General features: G+C 57.7%; 21 protein-coding genes and 2 tRNA genes. 11 read left to right on the top strand and 12 right to left on the bottom strand.

The genetic code is table 11. The features are described 5' to 3' along the window. The first annotated feature begins 66 nt into the window (after positions 1 to 66). The 5 genes from I5P96_RS02185 (at position 67) to I5P96_RS02165 (ending at position 4,960) form a co-directional block, all read left to right on the top strand. A complete protein-coding gene (locus I5P96_RS02185; protein ID WP_223382909.1) occupies positions 67 to 972 on the top strand; it encodes an HAD-IIB family hydrolase in 906 nt (301 codons plus the stop codon). 176 nt (positions 973 to 1,148) lie between these two features. Continuing rightward, a complete protein-coding gene (gene eda, locus I5P96_RS02180) occupies positions 1,149 to 2,111 on the top strand; it encodes a bifunctional 4-hydroxy-2-oxoglutarate aldolase/2-dehydro-3-deoxy-phosphogluconate aldolase (protein WP_097791475.1) in 963 nt (320 codons plus the stop codon). A gap of 84 nt (positions 2,112 to 2,195) precedes the next feature. Next, on the top strand, positions 2,196 to 3,221 hold the full coding sequence (locus I5P96_RS02175) for a sugar kinase (RefSeq protein WP_118553406.1): 1,026 nt from the start codon (positions 2,196 to 2,198) through the stop codon (positions 3,219 to 3,221). A gap of 19 nt (positions 3,222 to 3,240) precedes the next feature. Continuing rightward, complete coding sequence (gene kduI, locus I5P96_RS02170; RefSeq protein ID WP_097791477.1) at positions 3,241 to 4,089, top strand: 5-dehydro-4-deoxy-D-glucuronate isomerase; 849 nt, start codon at positions 3,241 to 3,243, stop codon at positions 4,087 to 4,089. 70 nt (positions 4,090 to 4,159) lie between these two features. Continuing rightward, positions 4,160 to 4,960 (top strand): gluconate 5-dehydrogenase, encoded by an 801-nt coding sequence (locus I5P96_RS02165; RefSeq protein ID WP_118553407.1) that lies wholly within the window; start codon positions 4,160 to 4,162, stop codon positions 4,958 to 4,960. A gap of 101 nt (positions 4,961 to 5,061) precedes the next feature. Here I5P96_RS02165 and I5P96_RS02160 read toward each other — a convergent pair whose 3' ends face one another. Continuing rightward, a complete protein-coding gene (locus tag I5P96_RS02160) occupies positions 5,062 to 6,147 on the bottom strand; it encodes a hypothetical protein (RefSeq protein ID WP_223382908.1) in 1,086 nt (361 codons plus the stop codon). A gap of 260 nt (positions 6,148 to 6,407) precedes the next feature. Between I5P96_RS02160 and I5P96_RS02155 the strand changes: the two genes are divergently transcribed. Then, positions 6,408 to 6,881: a cytochrome C gene (locus I5P96_RS02155; RefSeq protein WP_223382907.1), complete on the top strand. Its 474-nt coding sequence runs from the start codon at positions 6,408 to 6,410 to the stop codon at positions 6,879 to 6,881. A 99-nt stretch (positions 6,882 to 6,980) separates the two neighbouring features. On the opposite strand, the gene I5P96_RS02150 is transcribed toward I5P96_RS02155, so the two are convergent. The 4 genes from I5P96_RS02150 to I5P96_RS02135 form a co-directional block, all read right to left on the bottom strand. Continuing rightward, on the bottom strand, positions 6,981 to 7,862 hold the full coding sequence (locus tag I5P96_RS02150) for an aldose epimerase (protein WP_097791481.1): 882 nt from the start codon (positions 7,860 to 7,862) through the stop codon (positions 6,981 to 6,983). After that, on the bottom strand, positions 7,859 to 8,020 hold the full coding sequence (locus I5P96_RS02145; RefSeq protein WP_172678628.1) for a hypothetical protein: 162 nt from the start codon (positions 8,018 to 8,020) through the stop codon (positions 7,859 to 7,861). Before I5P96_RS02145 ends, I5P96_RS02150 begins: the two co-directional genes overlap by 4 nt. Positions 8,021 to 8,092: 72 nt before the next feature. Then, the gene (locus tag I5P96_RS02140) at positions 8,093 to 9,583 is read right to left on the bottom strand and encodes a UxaA family hydrolase (protein WP_223382906.1); all 1,491 of its coding nucleotides are present in this window, start codon (positions 9,581 to 9,583) and stop codon (positions 8,093 to 8,095) included. 49 nt (positions 9,584 to 9,632) lie between these two features. Beyond that, positions 9,633 to 11,147, bottom strand: coding sequence for a tagaturonate reductase (locus I5P96_RS02135; RefSeq protein ID WP_223382905.1), 1,515 nt, complete (start codon positions 11,145 to 11,147; stop codon positions 9,633 to 9,635). Positions 11,148 to 11,470: 323 nt separating this feature from the next. On the opposite strand from I5P96_RS02135, the gene uxaC reads away from it, so the two are divergent. Both uxaC and I5P96_RS02125 read left to right on the top strand, forming a co-directional pair. Beyond that, on the top strand, positions 11,471 to 12,904 hold the full coding sequence (gene uxaC / locus I5P96_RS02130) for a glucuronate isomerase (RefSeq protein ID WP_118553414.1): 1,434 nt from the start codon (positions 11,471 to 11,473) through the stop codon (positions 12,902 to 12,904). 273 nt (positions 12,905 to 13,177) lie between these two features. Next, a tRNA-Val gene (locus tag I5P96_RS02125) sits at positions 13,178 to 13,253 on the top strand. Positions 13,254 to 13,482: 229 nt separating this feature from the next. On the opposite strand, the gene I5P96_RS02120 is transcribed toward I5P96_RS02125, so the two are convergent. The 5 genes from I5P96_RS02120 to I5P96_RS02100 all read right to left on the bottom strand — a co-directional run bounded on the left by I5P96_RS02120 (position 13,483) and on the right by I5P96_RS02100 (position 17,454). Then, positions 13,483 to 14,247, bottom strand: coding sequence for a nucleoside phosphorylase (locus tag I5P96_RS02120; protein ID WP_223382904.1), 765 nt, complete (start codon positions 14,245 to 14,247; stop codon positions 13,483 to 13,485). A gap of 157 nt (positions 14,248 to 14,404) precedes the next feature. Continuing rightward, positions 14,405 to 14,575: a hypothetical protein gene (locus I5P96_RS02115; RefSeq protein ID WP_181966877.1), complete on the bottom strand. Its 171-nt coding sequence runs from the start codon at positions 14,573 to 14,575 to the stop codon at positions 14,405 to 14,407. Positions 14,576 to 14,879: 304 nt separating this feature from the next. Then, the gene (locus I5P96_RS02110; protein ID WP_223382903.1) at positions 14,880 to 16,361 is read right to left on the bottom strand and encodes a recombinase family protein; all 1,482 of its coding nucleotides are present in this window, start codon (positions 16,359 to 16,361) and stop codon (positions 14,880 to 14,882) included. 243 nt (positions 16,362 to 16,604) lie between these two features. Next, positions 16,605 to 16,949: a hypothetical protein gene (locus tag I5P96_RS02105; RefSeq protein ID WP_223382902.1), complete on the bottom strand. Its 345-nt coding sequence runs from the start codon at positions 16,947 to 16,949 to the stop codon at positions 16,605 to 16,607. Positions 16,950 to 17,377: 428 nt separating this feature from the next. Next, a tRNA-Val gene (locus I5P96_RS02100) sits at positions 17,378 to 17,454 on the bottom strand. 157 nt (positions 17,455 to 17,611) lie between these two features. On the opposite strand from I5P96_RS02100, the gene I5P96_RS02095 reads away from it, so the two are divergent. Further along, positions 17,612 to 17,779 (top strand): FeoB-associated Cys-rich membrane protein, encoded by a 168-nt coding sequence (locus I5P96_RS02095; RefSeq protein ID WP_097793070.1) that lies wholly within the window; start codon positions 17,612 to 17,614, stop codon positions 17,777 to 17,779. A 69-nt stretch (positions 17,780 to 17,848) separates the two neighbouring features. Here I5P96_RS02095 and I5P96_RS02090 read toward each other — a convergent pair whose 3' ends face one another. Then, complete coding sequence (locus I5P96_RS02090; RefSeq protein WP_118553461.1) at positions 17,849 to 18,142, bottom strand: SqdX protein; 294 nt, start codon at positions 18,140 to 18,142, stop codon at positions 17,849 to 17,851. 6 nt (positions 18,143 to 18,148) lie between these two features. Next, positions 18,149 to 18,364, bottom strand: a complete 216-nt coding sequence (locus tag I5P96_RS02085) for a helix-turn-helix domain-containing protein (RefSeq protein ID WP_097793072.1) — start codon at positions 18,362 to 18,364, stop codon at positions 18,149 to 18,151. Positions 18,365 to 18,482: 118 nt separating this feature from the next. Between I5P96_RS02085 and tsaA the strand changes: the two genes are divergently transcribed. Next, positions 18,483 to 19,184, top strand: a complete 702-nt coding sequence (gene tsaA, locus I5P96_RS02080) for a tRNA (N6-threonylcarbamoyladenosine(37)-N6)-methyltransferase TrmO (protein ID WP_118553462.1) — start codon at positions 18,483 to 18,485, stop codon at positions 19,182 to 19,184. 15 nt (positions 19,185 to 19,199) lie between these two features. Beyond that, entirely contained in the window at positions 19,200 to 20,084 is an 885-nt protein-coding gene (locus I5P96_RS02075; protein WP_223382901.1) for a LysR family transcriptional regulator, read from the top strand. Positions 20,085 to 20,139 lie beyond the last annotated feature (55 nt).

Here is a 20,139-nt window from a genome sequence, read left to right as displayed (position 1 = left end):
GAAAGCGGCCGGGCGGATGCGAGACGGAGAGGTCGTACGAAGGAAAAGCGAACCAAAGGAGCCTTTATGTCAAACACCACTTCTCCCCGCCTCGTGGCCCTTGACCTCGACGGCACCCTTCTGAATCATCAGGGGCAGGTCACGCCCCGCACCCGGCAGGCCATCGCGGAGGCAGTCGCCCGCGGCATCGTGGTCCTGCCCGCCACCGGGCGGCCGCTGTCCAATCTTCCACCGGTCGTGGCCCAGCTGACCGGCATCCGCTACGCCATCACCTCCAACGGTGCCGCCGTCTGGGACCTGGGCACCGACCCCATGAGCGCCGTCTACAGCCGCTACTGCAATGCTGCCGAACACCGCACCACCGAGCCGGTCTCCCTCATCGCGCGGCCCATGCCGGTGGAGCTGGCGCGGGAGGCCTTTGCACTTTATATGGAATACCCCGGCGCGATGAGCGTCTTCTGCGATGGCCGCACCTACCGTGACACCGTCGCCATGGAGCGGTTCGCCCGCCGGAACGCCCGGCGCGGCTCCACCGAGGCCCGCCAGCCCAACGACGGCCGGTTCACGGTCGTGCGGGACCTCACCGAGTGGATGAGCCGCCATGCCCACGAGGTGGAGAAGTTCTGCATGTTCTTCGATACAGCGGAGCAGGCGCAGGCCGCCCTCCCCCGCTTCCGGGCCCTTGCCGGGGCCGAGGTCGTGCAGGGCTCACCGGACAACATCGAGCTCACGGCGCAGGGTGTAGACAAGGGCACGGCCCTGCTGGCGCTGGCCGACCTGCTGCACATCCCCCGCGAATCCACCGTGGCCGTGGGCGACAGCGAGAACGACCGCGCCATGCTGGAAAAGGCTGGCATTGCCGCTGTGATGGCCAACGGGATGCCCCACATCCAGGCTCTGGCCGACCTTGTGAGCACGAACGACTGCGACCACGACGGCGTGGCCGAGCTGTTTGAGCGGCTGGGGCTGTGAGCGTTCGGCATTTTTGTGCAATGTATACAAGCTCTTATGCAAAACATTGTGCTTGTTGAGCATTACCAAAACCCCCGCTGTCGTTTATACTAATATTACGAACGTATGGTGGGGCAGAGTGTGCCCAAACGGGCCAAAGCCCCGCCCCCAGAGTGAAAATAAAAGGAGAATGCGTTATGAATCCCATTGTCGAAAAGGTCTATCAGATCGGCATTATCCCTGTTATCGCTTTCAACAGCGTGGACGAGGCCCTGCCCCTGTGCAAGGCTCTGGCAGAGGGCGGCCTGCCCGCTGCTGAGGTCACTTTCCGCACCGCATGTGCTGAGGAGTGCATCCGCAAGATCCACGATGAGATGCCCGAAATGCTGCTGGGCGCCGGCACTGTCCTGACCACCGAGCAGGCAGACCGCGCAATGGCAGCAGGTGCTTCCTTCATCGTGGCTCCCGGCTTTGACCCCGAAGTCTGCAAGCACGTCATCGACAAGGGCGGCATCATGATGCCCGGCACCGCTTCCGCAGGCGAGATGCAGCAGGCCATGAACCTGGGCTGCGAGGCTCTGAAGTTCTTCCCGGCTGAGGCCAACGGCGGCGTGAACATGCTGAAGAACATCGGCGCTGCCCTGAAGGGTGCCCGCTGGATGTGCACCGGCGGCGTCAACGCCAAGAACGTCAACGATTACCTGGGCTACGACCAGATCTTCGCCGTCGGCGGCACCTGGATGTGCAAGAGCGACGTCATCAAGGCTGGCGACTGGGCAAAGATCACCGCACAGAGCAAGGAAGCCGTTGACACCATGCTGGGTCTGAAGCTGATGCACGTCGGCATCAACACCGGCAACGAGGAAGAGGCCATGAAGGTCGCCAACCTCATCGGCGGTCTGCTGAACATGAAGGTCGCTCCCGGCAACTCCAGCATCTTCGTCGGCAACAAGGAGTTCGAAATCATGAAGAAGCCCGGCCGCGGCACCAATGGCCACATCGCCATCGGCTGCAACAACGTGGACCGCGCCATCTATCACCTGACCCAGCGCGGCGTGAAGTTCGACCTGGACTCCAAGAACGTCAAGAACGGCAAGACCGTCGCCTGCTACTTCGCAGACGAGATCGGCGGCTTCGCCTTCCATCTCGTTCAGGCCTGAGCATTTCCTTCTGCCATGCTCCGCCGCACCGGTCTTCCCTGCGGCGGGCGGATATAAGAACCAACAAAAAAGGAGAATATCACAATGAAAGTCGTTACTTTTGGCGAACTGATGGTCCGTCTGCAGCCGTTCAACTATGAGCGTTTCGTTCAGGCTAACAGCCTGGAGTTCACCTTCGGCGGCGGCGAGGCCAACGTTGCAGTCTCTCTGGCAAACTACGGCCTGGACGCTGCTTTCGTCACCAAGCTGCCCGCACATGCCATCGGCCAGGCCGCTGTCAACAGCCTGCGCCGCTACGGCGTCGATACCAGCATGATCACCCGCGGCGGTGACCGTGTCGGCATCTACTACAACGAGAAGGGCGCTTCCCAGCGTGGTTCCGTCTGCATCTACGACCGTGCCAACAGCGCCATCCAGCTGGCTCAGCCCTCTGACTTCGACTGGGACAAGATCTTCGAGGGCGTGGACTGGTTCCACTTCACCGGCATCACCCCGGCTCTGGGCGAGAACGTCGTTGAGATCTGCCGCGAGGCCTGCAAGGCTGCAAAGGCACACGGCGTGAAGATCAGCTGCGACCTGAACTACCGCGGCAAACTGTGGACCCGTGAGCAGGCCCGTGCTGCCATGACCGACCTGTGCCAGTATGTTGACGTCTGCATCTCCAACGAGGAGGATGCAAAGGACGTCTTCGGCATCGAGGCTGAGGCTACCGACATCTACGGCGGCAAGCTGAACGCTGAGGGCTACAAGAGCGTTGCCAAGCAGCTGGCTGACAAGTTCCACTTCGAGAAGGTCGCCATCACCCTGCGTGAGTCTCACAGCGCATTCGACAACGGCTGGAGCGCAATGCTGTACGATGTTGCTTCCAACGAGTACTGCTTCTCCAAGAAGTATGACCTGCACATCATCGACCGCGTTGGCGGCGGCGACTCCTTCGGCGGCGGCCTGATCTACGCTCTGCTGACCGGCAAGAGCACCCAGGAGGCTGTTGAGTTCGCAGTTGCTGCTTCTGCTCTGAAGCACTCCATCGAGGGCGACTACAACATGATGACCGTCTCCGAGGTCGAGAAGCTGGCTGGCGGCGACGGCTCCGGCCGTATCCAGCGCTGATCGCAGGAGGGAGTCCGATATGGATATCCGCTATTCCTGCAACCAGAAGGATTTCAAGCGCTATACCACCGAGGAGATGCGCGACGAGATGCTCATCACCGGCCTGTACAAGGCCGATGAGGTCGTAGCCGTGTACAGCCATGTGGACCGCATGGTCACGCTGGGCTGTATGCCGGTGCACGAGACCGTGTCCATCGACAAGGGCATTGATGTCTGGGCCAACTTTGGCACCCACTATTTCCTCGAACGCCGCGAGATCGGCATGTTCAACATCGGCAAGGATTCCACCGGCATCGTGGTGGCCGACGGTGTCGAGTACAAGCTGGGCTATAAGGACTGCCTGTACATCACCAAGGGCACCAAGGAAGTGACGTTTGCTTCCGCCGACCCGGAGCATCCGGCCAAGTTCTACATGGTCTCCGCTCCGGCGCACTGCTCGTACGAGACCCGCCTCATCAAGATGGCCGATGCGAACCATCGTCCTCTGGGCAGCGTCGAGACCTGCAACAAACGCACCATCAACCAGTTCATCCACCCGGATGTTCTGAAGACCTGCCAGCTGAGCATGGGCATGACCGCGCTGGAGCCGGGTTCCAACTGGAACACGATGCCCAGCCACACCCATGAGCGGCGGATGGAGATCTACACCTACTTTGAACTGCCTGAGGGGCAGGTGGTGTTCCACATGTGCGGCGAGCCGACGCAGACCCGTCACATCGTGATGCACAACGAGGATGCTGTCATCAGCCCCTCGTGGAGCATCCACAGCGGTGTCGGCACCTCGAATTATACGTTCATCTGGGCAATGGGCGGCGAGAACATGGAGTTTGACGACATGGACAACATCGCCACCACCGACCTGCGCTAAAAAACACCAGCAAGCCCCGTACCGCTCAACCGGCACGGGGCTTTTTGCAAAAAACGGAGGTAATATATCAATGAATCTGTCTGCATTTGATCTGAAGGGCAAGGTCGCCCTCATCACCGGCGGCGCACACGGCATCGGCTTCTCCATTGCCGTTGGCATGGCACAGTGCGGCGCTACCGTCTGCTTCAACTGCTCCAACGAGGGCAGCCTGGAAAAGGGCATTGCCGCCTACAAGGAGGCCGGTGTTGAGGCACACGGCTATGTGGCCGATGTCACCGACGAGGCCGCCGTCAACGCCATGGTGGCCAAGATCAAGGAAGAGGTCGGCCCCGTGGACATTCTGGTCAACAACGCCGGTCTGATGAAGCGTGTGCCCATGATCGAGATGAGCCACACCGATTTCCTGCGCGTCATCGACGTGCACGTCGGCGGTGCGTTCAACTGCTCCAAAGCCGTCCTGCCCGACATGATCGCCAAGCGCGAGGGCAAGATCATCAACATCTGCTCCATGATGAGCGAGCTGGGCCGCGAGACCGTCTCCGCCTACGCTGCCGCCAAGGGTGCCCTGAAGATGCTGACCAAGAACATCGCCTCTGAGTACGGCGAGTACAACATCCAGTGCAACGGCATGGGCCCCGGCTACATTGCCACCGCCCAGACCGCTCCCCTGCGCGAGATCCAGCCGGACGGCAGCCGTCATCCCTTCGACACCTTCATCTGCGCCAAGACCCCCGCAGGCCGCTGGGGCGACCCCGAAGACATGGTCGGCCCCTGCGTCTTCCTGGCTTCTCACGCATCCGATTTCGTGAACGGCCAGATCCTCTACGCCGACGGCGGCATCCTTGCCTACATCGGCAAGCAGCCTAAGTAAGTTCCGCGAACACTGCAAAGCCCCCTGCGTGGCCAGATCATTTGGTCACGCAGGGGGCTTGTTTTATGATTGCCTGTATCTTGTCTGGCCATGCCGGACGATCATCCCAGCTTATAGATCAGCCGACGCCAGAACTCGTTGATGCTTCGGTTGGTGGGGTCCTGCAGCCATTCAATGCCGAGGGCCTGCAGTTCCTTGCTGTGGTCCGCAGCAGGAGTGTAGGAGATATCCAGCCCGCGCAGGTTGGGCGAACCGGCGGCGATGCGCTTGCACAGGTCGGCGGTGAGGTCCAGATGGTTCATCAGGTCCAGATACTTCAGGTCCGGCATCCGGGTCAACGGCTTGTAATCCAGACCCTTGCAGGTCTTCTCGTCGCCCACGCCAAGGCCCATGTCCAGGAACTCAATGTGCGTTCGGGTCAAGGGGTCCAGGCTGGGGTACGTGGTGCCGGTTCCGATGCTCAGATACCGCAGTTTGGGCAGTGTCGTCAGCGGCTCCAGCGAAGCCAGTTCATTCGACGAACTCAGGCCAAGCACCTCCAACTCCTGCAAGCCCTCCAAGGGGCTTAGATCAAGCGCTCCACAGTTGGAAAGGGTCAGGCTTTCCAGCTTCGTCAGCGCCGCCAGAGGGGCCAGCGTTACGGGTTTGGCACCATAGAGCGAGAGCACTTTCAGCCCGGTGCAGGCTTCCAGTCCGGACAGGTCTGTCAGACTGTCGTAAGGCACTTTTGCCGTATAATAGAACACTTGCAGGCTGTCAAAATGCCGCAGATCGTTCAGGCTGGTCAGGTTCTCAAGATTTCCGCCCTCAGCCAGATATGACGCATTCTTTGCGCTGTCAGCCGTATTGAAAACAGCACCCTCGGTCGGCTCTGTCCATGCGGCATCCACGCCGTTTGCGCTGATCCGCAGCACCTGAATCTCCCACACGTCGCTGTGCAGGATGTCCCCTTCCGGCTGATTGAGCACAAAGCGGATGTGGGCTTCCATGGCGGGGTCTTCCCACTGGATGACATAATCTTCGCCGTGCTCGACCGTTTGGGATGGGATCTCGACCTGCCGCTCACTCACGACCCATTTCGTCAGGTCGCTGCGGCTGTGCGGAAGATTCTGATTCGGCCTGCCCGTACAGGCACACAGCAGCAATGCCGCTGCAAGCACCCACACGAAAAGTTTTGTCCGCCTCATGGAAACACCTCCTATTCCATCTTTCGCCATTATAATATCATTTTGATATCAACAATGTCAATAGTTTTTTCAAATTTTTGTCAGTGTCTCTTGTCGTGATGCCCAGTTTGTTTCGAGAAACCCTGAGATTTCACATTTTTGTAAAGGATTTTTCCTTGCATTTTTCGTCATTTTCGGTATAATAGTTACTCGTGAGCAACTTTCACACGAAGTTGTCCCATGAAGGAACTTTTCACATTGAACAAGGAGAATCTATCACTATGAAATTGAAAAATGCTGCTGTCGTCGCTGCTGCTCTGGCACTGGCCGTCGGCATGACCGCCTGCGGTTCTTCCTCTTCCTCTACCGCTGCTTCTTCCACCGCCTCTTCCGTGGCTTCCTCTGTTGCGGCTTCTTCCGAGGCTGCAAGCTCTGAGGCTGTTGTCGAGCCCGCTGAGTACACCGTGTACAACACCACCGGTTCCACCGTTTCCGAGCTGTACCTGTATGTTGCCGGCTCTGAGGACAAGGGCGAGAATCTGGCCGGTGAGGGTCTGGCAGACGGCGAGAACGTCGTTCTGACCCTGCCGGAGGATGCTGACCAGTCCGCAAAGTACGTCCTGGAGTTCACTACCGAGGACGGTACCACCCAGAGCTTCGACACTCTGAGCTACGAGGTCGCTCCCATCTCCCTGCTGAGCGCTGACGCCGCAGCAGGTGCTACCCCCATCAGCTTCACCGCTCCGGAGAAGTAAAAACCACGGGCCTGAGCCTGTAACATAAAAACTCCCCTGCACTCCGTTTTACCGGGATGCAGGGGAGTTTTTGCGTATCAGAGGTTCCGAAGCGGGGGCTTAGACTTTCTCGATGGTAATGGTCCACTCGCTGGTCAGGGCCTCATCCGGCTCCAGGACCTCGTGCTTTCCTTCTTCGTTGACGCTGTTGGCCCAACCGTTCCAAGGCTCCATGCAGACGAAGCTCTCCGCGTCCTGCTGCCAGAGCACACCGTTGTTGAAGCTGTCGTCGGCGTCCACCGTGACCTTGTGGCCGTTGCCCTTGTCGGTGAAGCTCATCGGGAACTCCACGCCCGTCATCAGGCGGATGGTGTTGTCGGCGCCTTCCTTGCGGGTCAGGGTGATCTTCTCCGGAGCGGCGGGCTGCTCGCCCTTGGCGTTCTCGGAGCAGGTCTTGCACCGGATGTCAAAATCCACATTCTCCAGAGCGGAGGCCGTGAAATAGGGGTGATAGCCGAAGCTGAAGGGCATCGGGACATCGCCCTCGTTGATGACGGTCATGCTGATGGAAGCGGTGGTGCCGTTCAGGTCGTAGTTCACCAGCAGGGTGAAATCAAACGGGTAGAGGAACTTGGTCAGCGGGGTGGACTCCAGGATCAGCGTCACACCGTCGGGTCCGACACTCTCCACCTCCCAGGCGCACAGGTCGGCGAAGCCGTGGCACTCCATGGGGTAGGCCTTGCCGTCGAACAGATGGACGCCGCCGTCCGGGTTGCCGCAGCTGGGGAAGAGCACCGGCACACCGAACCGGGGGCGGTTGCACTCGCTGAAGTTGGGGCGGCGGGTCCAGATGTACTCGTCGCCGTCCAGCGTGAAGCCGGTGATCATACCACCGCGCTCCGGGGTGATGGTCAGGGCCGTCTTGGCAGCGGGGTCAGTGATGACGTACTGCTCGTAGCAGGCACCGCCTTCGGTAACATACTGAGTCGTGATCTGATTCATTTTAAGTCCTCCCTATTTTTCTGGCTTTCTGCCAGTTTTTTGAAATAGTAATCAACGCCATACCGGATAAAGTATTTTACAAGCCAAACTGCGCCGTAGATGATCGCTGCATAGACCAGCAGTGTGATCAAGAGCATTCCGGTTGTATTGACTGCCATAATAACACTTCCTTCCTGTATTTCACAAAAAGGCCGCCGTGCGCAAAACAAACGCACAGCAGCCTTTTGTATTTACAGCACGACGCCGTCCTTAAAGATGGAGATCTCGCGGAAGCCGTGCTTCTCGGCCTTGGTCTGCTCGCCGCTTGCAACGCGGATGACCAGATCCAGCAGGCCCTGTGCGGTCTCGTCGATGGTCTTTTCGCCGTCTGCGATGACACCGGTGTTGTAGTCGATCCAGCCCGACTTCTTCTCTGCCAGAGGGGTGTTGGTGGAGATCTTCAGGGTGGGAGCCGGAGCCGAGAACGGCGTGCCGCGGCCGGTGGAGAACAGGATCAGGTGGGCACCTGCGGCCGTCATGGCCGTGGCAGACACCAGATCGTTGCCGGGGCCGTAGAGCATGTTCAGGCCCTTGGTGACCACCGGGTCGCCGTAGCCGATCACGTCCATGATGGGGGCCGTGCCGCCCTTCTGGACGCAGCCGCAGCTCTTGTCTTCCAGCGTAGTGATGCCGCCCTGCTTGTTGCCCGGAGAGGGGTTGTCGTAGACGACCTCATTGTGGCTGATGAAGTACTCCTTGAAGCCGTTGATCATCTTCTCCGCCTTGACGAAGACGTCGTGGTTGATGCAGCGGTCCATCAGGAAGCCCTCGGCACCGAACATTTCCGGCACCTCGGTCAGGACGGTGGAGCCGCCGCGCTGGCCCAGCATATCGGAGAAGCGGCCGATGGTGGGGTTGGCGGTGATACCGGACAGGCCGTCCGAACCGCCGCACTTCATGCCCACGACCAGCTCGCTCACCGGGATGGGCTCGCGCTGGAACTGACCGGCGTAAGCCGCCAGCTCCTTCAGGAAGCTGCGGGCGGCGGCAAACTCGTCGTCCACGTCCTGGCAGGTCAGGAACTTGACGCGGTCGTGGTCATACTCGCCCAGCTCTTCGACGAACTGGTCGTGCTGCAGGTTCTCGCAGCCCAGATGGAGCACGAGGACCGCAGCAGCGTTCGGATGGCGGACCAGCGCAGCCAGCAGCTTGCGGGTCTGGGCATGGTCGTGGCCGGTCTGGCTGCAGCCAAACGGATGGGTGAAAGTGTACAGGCCCTCGATGCTGCCGGTGACGAGGTCCTGGTTATCAGCGACCATCTTCTTGGCGATGTCGTTGACACAGCCGACGGTGGGGATGATCCAGATCTCGTTGCGGATGGCAGCGCGGCCGTCCTTGCGGCGGAAGCCCATAAAGGTCTCCGGGGCCACCTTGGGCAGCGGAGCCAGATCCGGCGCGGGGTTGTAGCTGTACTCCACCTCACCGGACAGGTTGGTGTGGACATTGTGGGTGTGCATCCAGGTGCCCGGCTCGGCATCTGCGGTAGCGTGACCAATGGGGAAGCCGTACTTGATGACGTTCTCGCCATTCCGGATGGACTTCACGGCCATCTTGTGGCCCTGCGGGATGTCTTCCAGCGCGGTGACGGACAGGCCGTCCACCTCCACCAGCGTGCCCTTGGCGATGGGGTGCAGCGCGACCACAACATTGTCGATGGGGCTGATATGAATTGCCTGCGGCATAATAACTCTCCTTATAGGCCTTCCCCCTTGGGGGAAGTTTTCCTTCAGCTTACAGGCAGCTCTTGTAAGCAGCCTCGGCACCCTGGGTGCGGATCAGCTCCAGATCTGCCAGAACAGCGGCCTCCAGACCCTCGATCCTGGTCAGGTCCTGATCCCACATCTGGGTGTTGGTCAGGACTGCATGCACCAGCTCAGCAGCGGTATCGTCCTTGTGTGCGAAGTAGAAGTCCAGCGCCCATGCGTCGTCCTGGATCTTATAGGTGTTGCCGGCCGGGCGCTTGCAGATCAGGCCGTCTGCGGTGCGCTCCTGGATGTCGTTGGAGTAGAAGGCGATGTAAGCGGCCAGGCTCATGGTCAGGCACTTGGGCAGCTGCTTCTGCTCCTCGATGTAGCTCAGGAAGGACGGCATATTGCGGGCCTTCCACTTGGAGGTGGAGTTCAGGGAGATGCTCATCAGCTCGTGGTTGATGAACGGGTTGTTGAAGCGGTCCTGCACAGCGGATGCAAAGTCTTCCAGATCCTTCTTGTCCAGCGGCAGGGTGGGGATGACTTCCTCGTGCAGCATCTTGTTCATGAAGCCGCGGATGGTGTCGTTGTGCATGCAGTCACGCACGATGTCGAAGCCTGCCAGGTATGCGCCCAGGACGAAGCCGGTGTGGGCACCGTTCAGGATGCGGACCTTGCGCTTCTTGTACGGGGTGACATCGGGCACGACCATAACGTTGACGCCGGCCTTCTTGAACGGGAGCTTGTCCTCCAGACCTGCGGGGCCCTCGATGACCCAGACGCCGAAGACTTCGCCGACGTCCAGAACGGCATCGTGGTAGCCGTTGGCCTCTTCCAGAGCAGCCAGCTCCTTCGGGTCACGGATGCGGCCCGGAACGATGCGGTCCACCAGAGTGGAGCAGAAGGTGTTGGCCTCGTTCATCCAGTCGATGAACTCCGCTTCCAGATTCCAGTCCTTGGCGTAGTTGTTGCAGCACTTCTTCAGCTCTTTGCCGTTGTTGTCGATCAGCTCGCAGCTCAGGATGACCAGACCCTTGTCGGCAGCGCCCTGGAACGCCTTGTAGCGCTCATACAGCACACGGGTCAGCTTTGCGGGGAAGCTGTTGGGGGGCACCTGGTCGAATGCGCTGTCGCCCTGGGTGTAGGCGATGCCAGCCTCGGTGGTGTTGGATACAACAGTCTCCAGATCTGCCGAGCGGGCCAGAGCCAGCACTTCGTCCCACTTGTCGTCCACATAGGGGCAGACGCAGTCGGACACGCAGGAGATCACACGCTTGGCATCGACCTTCTGGCCCTTTTCACTGCCGCGCAGATACAGGGTGTACAGACCCTCCTGCTCGTTGATCCAGTCGGCCATCTGGGGGAAGTTGCCGATGGGCTGCACCAGCTTGACTTTGCCGTTGTAGCCTGCTTTTTCGTTCGCGATATCATAGAAGTAGTCCACGAATGCGCGCAGGAAATTGCCCTCGCCGAACTGCATGACCTTGACCGGTGCATCCTTCAGGATGTAGCCGTGATAGCCCGTCTGCTCAAGAACCTTGTAATTCAAAGTTTCCATGTCTGTGTTCTCCTTTTAAGTTTGCTTTGCGGTTGCTTTGCTTCGCCTGAGAGGGCCGTGTGCCCTCCCCTTCTCTTCTCTATTTTATGCTGTTGTATACAAATAAGTCAAGTACTTTTTGCCAGATTTTTGTCCAAAAACAGGTCATTTTTATAATTTCCAGCGGTTTTCACAAGGAAAAGTCTGAAAATTTGGCAGTTTTTCAGTTGTATACATCGGCATTTTTCGGTATACTAAAGGCAGGCGCAGCTTGCCCGCACAGGCAGGCGCAAACCCGACTGTTTTATCTATCCGATGAACGAATCAGAAAAGGAGTTCAACCCATGAAAGCATTTATGGATAAGGAATTCATGCTCCAGTCTGCCACGGCTCAGCATCTGTATCACGACTATGCAGAGGATATGCCCATCTGCGACTATCACTGCCACATCCCGCCCCGCGAGATCTACGAGAACCGCCGCTTCGACAACATCGCTCAGGTCTGGCTGGGCGGCCGCAACCCGGACGGCAGCTACTTCGGCGACCACTACAAGTGGCGCGTGATGCGCTCCAACGGTGTGCCGGAAGAGTACATCACCGGGGACAAGCCCGACCGCGAGCGCTTCCAGAAGTTCGCAGAGGCTCTGCCCATGGCCATCGGCAACCCGATGTACCACTGGACCAACCTGGAGCTGCACCACTTCTTCGGCTATGAAGGCGTCCTGAACGGCGACACCGCTGAGGAAGTCTGGAACCTGTGCAACGACAAGCTGCAGCACGACCCCAAGCTGACCGTCCGCGGCCTGATCGAGCAGTCCAACGTCGCTTTCATCGGCACCACCGATGACCCCATCGACGATCTGGAGTGGCACAAGAAGATCAAGGAAGACCCCACCATCAAGTTCACCGTGGCCCCTTCCTTCCGCCCCGACAAGGCCCTCAACATCCAGAAGCCCGGCTTCGTCGAGTACATGGGCAAGCTGGCTGAGGTCGTCGGCAAAGAAAAGCTGGCCTGCATCGACTGCGTCTGCGATGCTCTGACCAAGCGCATCGAGTTCTTCGTCGAGATGGGCTGCCGCGCTACCGACCACGGCCTGGACTACGTGCCTTATCGTGAGGCCACCAAGGAAGAGGTCAACGCCATCTACCAGAAGGCCATGGCCGGCGAGGCTGTGACTGCGGAAGAGGTTGAGAAGTATCAGACCTACATCCTGATCCACCTGGGCAAGCAGTATCACCGCCTGAACGTTGCCATGCAGATCCACTACAACTGCCTGCGCGGCGTCAACCGCAAGATGAACAGCCTGCTGGGCCCCGACACCGGCTTCGACATGATCAACACTGCCACCTGCGGCGGCGAGATTGCAAGCCTGCTGAGCGCTCTGAACGACACCGACGAGTGCCCCAAGACCATCATCTACAGCCTGAACCCCGGCGATGACGCCCAGATCGGCACCATCCTGGGCTGCTTCCAGAACAGCGAGGTTCCGGGCAAGATCCAGCACGGTTCCGCCTGGTGGTTCAACGACCACAAGATCGGCATGGAAGAGCAGATGACCCGTCTGGCCAGCCTGGGCCTGCTGGGCAACTTCGTCGGTATGCTGACCGACAGCCGCAGCTTCCTGAGCTACACCCGCCACGACTACTTCCGCCGCATCCTGTGCAACATCATCGGCCAGTGGGTCGAGGATGGCGAGTATCCCAACGACGAGAAGGCTCTGGAGAAGATCGTCAAGGGCATCTGCTTCGACAACGCAAAGCGTTACTTCGCCCTGTAAGCCTCTCCCCGCCTGATCTCTCATTTCCGTTTTCCGCCCGGCCGGAGCGCTGCCCGTACAGCCTCCGGCCGGGCTTTTTTGCGCAGTCCCGCAGCACGTTTGGCAAAACGGCTCCTCCTGCCACCCTGCGTCGGCCAAGTTCCACGCCAGGCCGCAGAAATTTCGGCATCTCCCGCCCTGCTGCAAAAAAGTTTGCAGAAAATTTCAAAAAAGACTTGCTTTTTTGCGGAGAATATGATAACATAATCAAGCCGATTGCGGCACAGCCAATTTGGACGGTTAGCTCAGCTGGTAGAGCATCTGCTTGACGTGCAGGAGGTCACAGGTTCGAGTCCTGTACCGTCCACCACAAAAATCCTCAGACATTTGTCTGGGGATTTTTTGTTTTGTGGGGGGAGAGGCACAGGACGAGAACAGGGCGCGCGAGCAATCCTATACAATAGTAAAAGGCAGGATACCACCATCATGGTGATACCCTGCCTTTGTTGTTGTACGACCGTTCGAACTTGCACTGGCGGGGGAAGATACTCCGGCAGGCCGTGCTTTCGAATCCTGTACCGTCCACGGCAGCCGAACCTTCAAATCGTTTGCAGCACAGCAATACAGAGTTCCAGCGCTTTCCGCAAAGAACCCTTTCCCCAATCTCTCTCATCATGCGCATAAATATTCGCAAGAGAGTCGGCAGTGTAGAGAATCTGCCCGAAAGAAGCACCTCGCTTCCGGGCACAGGCAGCCAATGCAGCACACTCCATTTCAACTGTGGAACAGCCCTCGGATTTGCGATATTCTACCATATCTCGTGTTTCTCGAAAAAAACCATCCGTTGTCCATGTAACACACTCCCGGAACGGAATGTTCTGCACAAGAAGAGTATGCTCGATGGCATCCCGGATATTTTTGTTAAGCTCTATATAGCGGGATGCCGGAAGATAATGATAAGAGGTTCCCTCGTCTCGTAACGCCTTTACCGGAATGAGAAATTCGTTTTCGGCCAAATCGGTCAGAACACCGCAAGAACCAGTCGAAATGATTTTCCTACAACCGCAGGAGATGAGGAAGTCCATCAGTTGTGCTGCCGCAGGTGCGCCCAGCGGGGCAGCGCAAAGGCAAAATTCCATGCCATCCTGCTTTACGATGTAAACAGGATAGTTCCGGGTTATGGTTTCAAAAGTTTCAGCAACGGTGGCTTCTGCCTCGAAAGCATAATCATCAACCGCGTCTCCAAGAAAGGCATAGACGCATTTTTCGGGAAGTTTCAGCTGTTCTGCACCATGATTTGGCCTTATGACTTCTTCCGAGTTGGAATCGTACTCTAAAATAGGCAGTTCGTGTTTTTGAATCATCTTAGCTCTTTCAATCCTTTCGGGAAAACGTAGAGGACAAGAACCGTCCCGTGGCCACAAATTTTCAATTCTTGAAAATTTTCTGCCCCTTTGGGACAGCTTCTTGTTGGGGCGTGGGGGGCAAACCCTGCTGGGAACGAGTACGGCAAACTGGAATTTAGTAACGCAAAAGGAAATATATGACATATACCCAGCTAAGTAATCCATGAAAAATCGCCCAACCGACAGACTTCCACGTTGTATAACTAATAACCATAGCTAATGCACTTCCAAAAGTTATTCCTGATTTTACCGTTTTCTTGACATTCGTTGATTTATTATCTTCCACGTTTGTTTCCTCCACAACTTCCGATTTGATGAACTAAGCCGAGTATATCATACTCTGTGAAAAATAGCAAAAGGCAGGATGCCATCGCTCAGGCCTGCACTGGCGGGGGAAGATACTCCGGCAGGCGGGTGCTTTCTTTGTAGACATTCCTACGGGTCCAGGAACCGCGGGCTAAGCAACAGCCCAACGGGCTGATTGCTTACTCTGCCGACTGGCGTCGTCAGAGCCGCCCTGTTCGAGTCCTGTACCGTCCTGCTCTGACATGAGACAGCGGCAGACGCAACAAAAAAGCCCCTAACTTTCGTTAGAGGCTTTCATTTGGTGGAGCATTGTCCACAGCACTCGAACCTAAAACCTCTTCACGAGTGACCGTCTTAGCATCGTCCGTGAAGTTGAAATTGAGCACGACCCGGTCGTCAAAGACGTAGACCGAGTTGACAAAGGTATCAATGATCTGCCGCTGGTGCTCCATGTCTCTCATGTCACCCTTGCGGAATTTTTCAAACCAGAACCGCATCCATTCGCGGGTCAGAACTGGTTTTTTCAGTTCTTCTTCCAGAATGCTGGTGTTCAGAGCTTCTTTCCGGGCTTCCAGTTCGTCCAGCCGCTGCTTGGTGGTCGGGGTCAGGATACCCTGTTCAATGGCTTCCAGAAGATTTGCCAGCCGCTTCTCTGTATCCCGGAGTTGGTCTTTCAGAACGGGCAGGCGGGTGTTCTCCTGCTGCTGGGCTTCCATAATCAAATCTATCAGCCGTTCGATGATTTCATCGCTGAAAATCACCTTGATGGCAGTCTCCACCACGAACCGTTCCAACGGCTCTTTGCGGATGGCTTTCAGGTTGCAGTGCGCCTTGCCGTGGCGTTTGGCGTTGCCGCACTTGTAGTAATAGTAGGTGTTTCCCATGTGGCTGGTGCCGCTTTCGCCGCCCATCAGGGTGCCGCACTTGCCACAGAACAGCTTGGTCGTCAGCAGATAGCTCACATCCTCCTTTGCAGGCCGACCGTGGGCGATCTTGTTTTGCTCGAAACGCTGCTGCACCCGGTCGAACAAGTCCTTGTCAACAATGGCCGGAATGCCGCCCGGCGTCACGATGTCCTTGTAGCGGTATTCGCCGATGTAGCGGCGGTTGCGGAAGATCTGGAAGAAGCTGTTCTTCACGAACGGCTTTCCGGTGCGGGTACGCAGGCCGCGCTCGTTCAGGGATGCCGCAATCTTCTCAGCCGGTTCGCCGTCGGCATACCGGGTGAAGATTTCCTGCACGATGGGAGCCGTCTCCGGGTCGATATGGTACAGCCTGTCCTCCTTGCCAATGGTGAAGCCCAGCGGCACCACACCGCCGTTGTACTTGCACTGGAGGGCATTTTCGCGCTCACCGCGCGCCACTTTCAGGGCGAGTTCGGCGGAATAGTATTCCGCCATGCCAATCAGCATACTCTCCACCATAATGCCTTCAGGCCCCTGCGAGATGGGTTCCATGGCAGACACCAGATGGACACCGTTCTTTTCCAGCTGGTACTTGTAGTTCACGGCATCGAATCGGTTCCGGGCAAAGCGGTCCAGCTTCCAGACCAGAACCACATCGAAGATTTTCTTTCCGCTGTCTTTGATCATCCGCTGAAAGTCCGGGCGGTCATCCGTTTTGGCAGAGTAGGCACGGTCAATATAGGTGCCGACCACGGTGATGCCGTTCTTCTCGGCGTAGTCCTTGCAGTCGCGCAGTTGTCCTTCAATGGACGCTTCTCGCTGGCTGTCAGATGAATAGCGGGCGTAGATCACGGCGGTCATGGTTGCACCTCCTTGGCGTGTATTCGACTTGCCTTTATAGTATCGGGTCAAGCGCAGCTTGTCAACAATCTGCGAGCAGATTGAAATGTGAAAATTGCGAAACGCAGCGAAAAAGCTGAGAGCAAGAATCGTCCCGTGGCCACAAATTTTCAATTCTTGAAAATTCTTGCCCCTTTGGGACAGCTTCTTGTTGGGGCGTGCCTGCCCCAAACCCTGCTAGGAACGAGTACAGCAAACTGGAATTTATACCCGGTACTTGTCTCGATTTATAGTCATATCAACCAAATGAAATACAAGTAAGATAATAAAAAAAACGAAAGCTATTATTATTCCTGCGCCCGGCTTGATAAAATCAATTATACCGCCAAGACAAAAGAGCATTGCCCATGTCTTAATCCGTTTTCCAGTAACTCTGCATATTTTCTCTGTGTTTAATCCAGTATAATCTCCTGATAAAAACAGCACACTTCTTTCTGTATTCCTTGATTTGATAAAAAATCTTCCAACAAAAAAGAGAACAGTTGCCATCAGTAAATCAATAAATATAATTATTATTTTCATTTTCAACACCTCTAATTCTAAGTTCACAACTTCCAATTTACTGGGCTAAGCCGAGTATACCACACTCCTCCATGAAAGAACACCCCGATATAGTGAAATTTTTCCATTTTTCTGCGTACGTGCGTACACGCTCCGCAGGGATTCCAAAGGGGCTATGCCCCTTGGCACACAGACTTTGGAACAAAGTCTAGTGTGTTACACCTTGCCAGAGGTGTACACGCTCTCCCGGTACGCACGTACACAGCGATTGCCCCCAATGCGTCATATAGGGTGACGACCAAGTTCGCACAAAGCGAACTTGATTCCTCAAAGCAAAAGGCAGGATACCACCGTCATAGTGATACCCTGCCTTTGCTCGTTTAACGCTCTGTGTAGTCCTTCCGCAGAATTTCCGATAAACAAAAAACGTACCCGAACCCTTTCTCGTAAAGAATCGGGTTCGAGTACGAACTGTATGGTGGAGAATTAGGGACTCGAACCCCAGACCCCCTGCGTGTGATGCAGGTGCTCTAACCAGCTGAGCTAATCCTCCGAATCGGAACAAGAAGATTATAGCACAGCCTTGGTGGATTTGCAAGCCCCAATTTTCGATTTCGGCAAACTTTTTTGCGCTGCTGCCCGGTTGCTCTTTTGCGGAAAAAGGTGTATACTAAAATTGTGCCTGTTGGCGCAAAAGAGAGGTCTTATTGATGCTGTTGTCCATTCGCGGAATCGTTACCGTCCTGGTGCTGGCGGCGTTGTTTACCCTCGCGGTCATCTGGATCTCCAAGCATGACGGCTGGGAAGGCAAAGGCTGCGGCGGAAATTGCTCTGCCTGCCATGAGCGCTGTAACCATCCGGAAAAGAAGAATCAGTGAATGCAGGGCTCCCGGCGTTTCGCATGGGGAGCCTTTTTTCATCGTTTCATGACCAGCTGTCTGCCCGCCTCACAGGGCACCGAACCGGGCGGCATAGACTGCCACCGTGCTCAGAAGGTCGCTCTGCGCCTTCTGGTAGGTGCTGCGGCCGATGTGCAGCCGCTCGATGGTGTCATCCTCGGTGCGGCGCTCCAGATAGCGCAGCCGCAGCAGGTCGGCGCGGAGCGGGTCTTCCTGCTGGTAATATTCGATCGTCCGCTCAATGGCCAGCCGCCAGCCTGCGTTGGCCGGGCAGGCCGCCCACTGGCGGGTGCCGTAGCGCCGCAGGGCGAGCTTGGTCTTTTCCCGCTGTTCCTTTGTCATCCGCGCTCACCTCCGGCCGCCGCAGAAAAAACAGAGGTCCCGCTGAGGCGGCGTCAGCTCCAGCAGCGAGGAGAGGGTGTCCGCCTCGCTGACCTTGAAATCTGTTTTTCCGGTGAGCTTGTTCTTCAATGTGGAGGTGCTGATGCCAAGCACCTGTGCCACATGGTTCATCTTCAGCTTCCGGTCCCAAATGTAGTATTCGATCTGTGCGCCATCTGTCATGCGTACTCTCCTTTCTGTTTTCCACAGGACTCGCACTTCACAATCTTTAGTTGTATTATATAGCGAAATTCACCCATTGTCAACTACTCTTTTCCATTTTTATAAGGAGATGCCCCCTATGAACCAACCATCCAACGAGGCCATGACCCTGAAGGTCATCGCACACATCCACACGGCCTTTCCCACCAAGTTCGGCATCCCGCGGCAAAGCGGGCTGGTGGACAGTCTGCGGGGCGAGATCGTTTTCACGCCCGAATACCGCAGCCCGGACGCTGTGCGCGGGCTGGAAGATTTCAGCCACATCTGGCTGGTGTGGCAGTTTTCGGGTGCCGTGCGGGACAGCTGGTCCCCCACCGTCCGGCCGCCGCGGCTGGGCGGCAACACCCGGATGGGTGTCTTCGCCACACGGTCACCGTTCCGGCCCAACCCGCTGGGGCTGTCCAGCGTGAAGCTGGAAGCCATTGAAGTTCGGCCGGAAGTCGGCCCGGTGCTCATCGTGCGGGGAGCCGACCTGATGGACGGCACCCCCATCTACGACATCAAGCCCTACATTCCCTATGCCGACTGCCACCCGGACGCAGCCGCAGGCTTTACGGCGCAGACGCAGTTCCACCATCTCGACGTCGCCTGCCCGGAGACGCTCTGGGCCAGGGTCCCTGCAGACCAGCGGGACGGCCTGCGGGGCGTGCTCGAAAACGACCCCCGCCCCTCCTACCAGCACGACCCGGAGCGGGTGTACGGCATGGAGTTTGCCGGGCTGGAAGTCCACTTCCAGGTGGACGGCAGCACACTGACCGTCACCGGCATCGACCGCCGCTGAGCCAAAGGAGACGCCATGGAACTGCGAACCATCAACACCTTCCTGCACATTGCCGAGCTGCACAGCTTTTCCCGCGCGGCGCGGGAGCTGGGCTATTCGCAGTCGGCAGTATCGTCGCAGATCGCGCAGCTGGAAGCAGAGTTGGAGACCCCGCTGTTCGACCGGGTGGGCAAGACTGTCCGGCTGACCGATGCAGGCCAGACCTTTCTGTCCTACGCCCGCACCCTGCTGACCACCGCGCAGCAGGCCAGAGCCGCGCTCCAGCCGGCGCAGCAGGTCCGCGGCACCCTGCGGGTCGCACTGGCGGACTCGCTGTGCAGCGCATTCCTGCCAGGTCTGCTGCAGCGCTATCACGCACTCTGCCCGCAGGTGGAGCTTGTGCTCTGCACGGCCACTTCGGACGAGATGCTGCAATGGCTGGGCACGAATCAGGTCGATCTGGCCTATACACTGGATGAGCCGCTGGTCCAGCCCAACCTTGTGCTGGCGCTGGATGTGCCGGAAGCCATCTGCTTCGTGGCCCCCACCGGGCACCCGCTGGCCGCGCAGAAGCGCGTGTCTCTGGAAGAGCTGGCCCACCAGGAATTTTTGCTAACCGAGCGGGGCATGAGCTACCGCGACGCGCTGGACCAGACCTTTGCCGCCCACCAGCTGGCCGTCAAGCCCTATCTCGAACTGGGCAGCGCCGCCCTGCTCTGCCAGATGGTCGAGCGCGGCATGGGGCTTTCGTTTCTGCCGGAGTACATCGTCCGGGACGCCCTCGCCGCCGGGACACTGGCCCGCCTGCTCGTGCCGGACTGCACCGTGACCATGCGGCGGCAGCTCTTCTACCACCGCGACAAATGGCTGACCCCGCAGATGAAGGCCTTCATCGAGCTGGCACAGGAAAGGAACCGATAACAAAGACCCCCGGCCCTGCAATTTCATGCAAGGCCGGGGGTCTTTTCTGCGGATG

This window comes from Faecalibacterium prausnitzii (genome assembly GCF_019967995.1).
Lineage (GTDB): Bacteria > Bacillota > Clostridia > Oscillospirales > Ruminococcaceae > Faecalibacterium > Faecalibacterium prausnitzii_E.
Note: the sequence above shows the minus strand (reverse complement) of the source record. Positions and strands in the feature narration are given on the sequence as shown.

Bases quoted from the DNA above. Each gene is read 5' to 3' on its own strand.
- I5P96_RS02185 (WP_223382909.1), top strand. From the start codon at position 67: ATGTCAAACACCACTTCTCCCCGCCTCGTGGCCCTTGACCTCGACGGC.
- eda (WP_097791475.1), top strand. From the start codon at position 1,149: ATGAATCCCATTGTCGAAAAGGTCTATCAGATCGGCATTATCCCTGTT.
- I5P96_RS02175 (WP_118553406.1), top strand. From the start codon at position 2,196: ATGAAAGTCGTTACTTTTGGCGAACTGATGGTCCGTCTGCAGCCGTTC.
- kduI (WP_097791477.1), top strand. From the start codon at position 3,241: ATGGATATCCGCTATTCCTGCAACCAGAAGGATTTCAAGCGCTATACC.
- I5P96_RS02165 (WP_118553407.1), top strand. From the start codon at position 4,160: ATGAATCTGTCTGCATTTGATCTGAAGGGCAAGGTCGCCCTCATCACC.
- I5P96_RS02160 (WP_223382908.1), bottom strand. From the start codon at position 6,147: ATGAGGCGGACAAAACTTTTCGTGTGGGTGCTTGCAGCGGCATTGCTG.
- I5P96_RS02155 (WP_223382907.1), top strand. From the start codon at position 6,408: ATGAAATTGAAAAATGCTGCTGTCGTCGCTGCTGCTCTGGCACTGGCC.
- I5P96_RS02150 (WP_097791481.1), bottom strand. From the start codon at position 7,862: ATGAATCAGATCACGACTCAGTATGTTACCGAAGGCGGTGCCTGCTAC.
- I5P96_RS02145 (WP_172678628.1), bottom strand. From the start codon at position 8,020: ATGGCAGTCAATACAACCGGAATGCTCTTGATCACACTGCTGGTCTAT.
- I5P96_RS02140 (WP_223382906.1), bottom strand. From the start codon at position 9,583: ATGCCGCAGGCAATTCATATCAGCCCCATCGACAATGTTGTGGTCGCG.
- I5P96_RS02135 (WP_223382905.1), bottom strand. From the start codon at position 11,147: ATGGAAACTTTGAATTACAAGGTTCTTGAGCAGACGGGCTATCACGGC.
- uxaC (WP_118553414.1), top strand. From the start codon at position 11,471: ATGAAAGCATTTATGGATAAGGAATTCATGCTCCAGTCTGCCACGGCT.
- I5P96_RS02120 (WP_223382904.1), bottom strand. From the start codon at position 14,247: ATGATTCAAAAACACGAACTGCCTATTTTAGAGTACGATTCCAACTCG.
- I5P96_RS02110 (WP_223382903.1), bottom strand. From the start codon at position 16,361: ATGACCGCCGTGATCTACGCCCGCTATTCATCTGACAGCCAGCGAGAA.
- I5P96_RS02095 (WP_097793070.1), top strand. From the start codon at position 17,612: ATGCTGTTGTCCATTCGCGGAATCGTTACCGTCCTGGTGCTGGCGGCG.
- I5P96_RS02090 (WP_118553461.1), bottom strand. From the start codon at position 18,142: ATGACAAAGGAACAGCGGGAAAAGACCAAGCTCGCCCTGCGGCGCTAC.
- I5P96_RS02085 (WP_097793072.1), bottom strand. From the start codon at position 18,364: ATGACAGATGGCGCACAGATCGAATACTACATTTGGGACCGGAAGCTG.
- tsaA (WP_118553462.1), top strand. From the start codon at position 18,483: ATGAACCAACCATCCAACGAGGCCATGACCCTGAAGGTCATCGCACAC.
- I5P96_RS02075 (WP_223382901.1), top strand. From the start codon at position 19,200: ATGGAACTGCGAACCATCAACACCTTCCTGCACATTGCCGAGCTGCAC.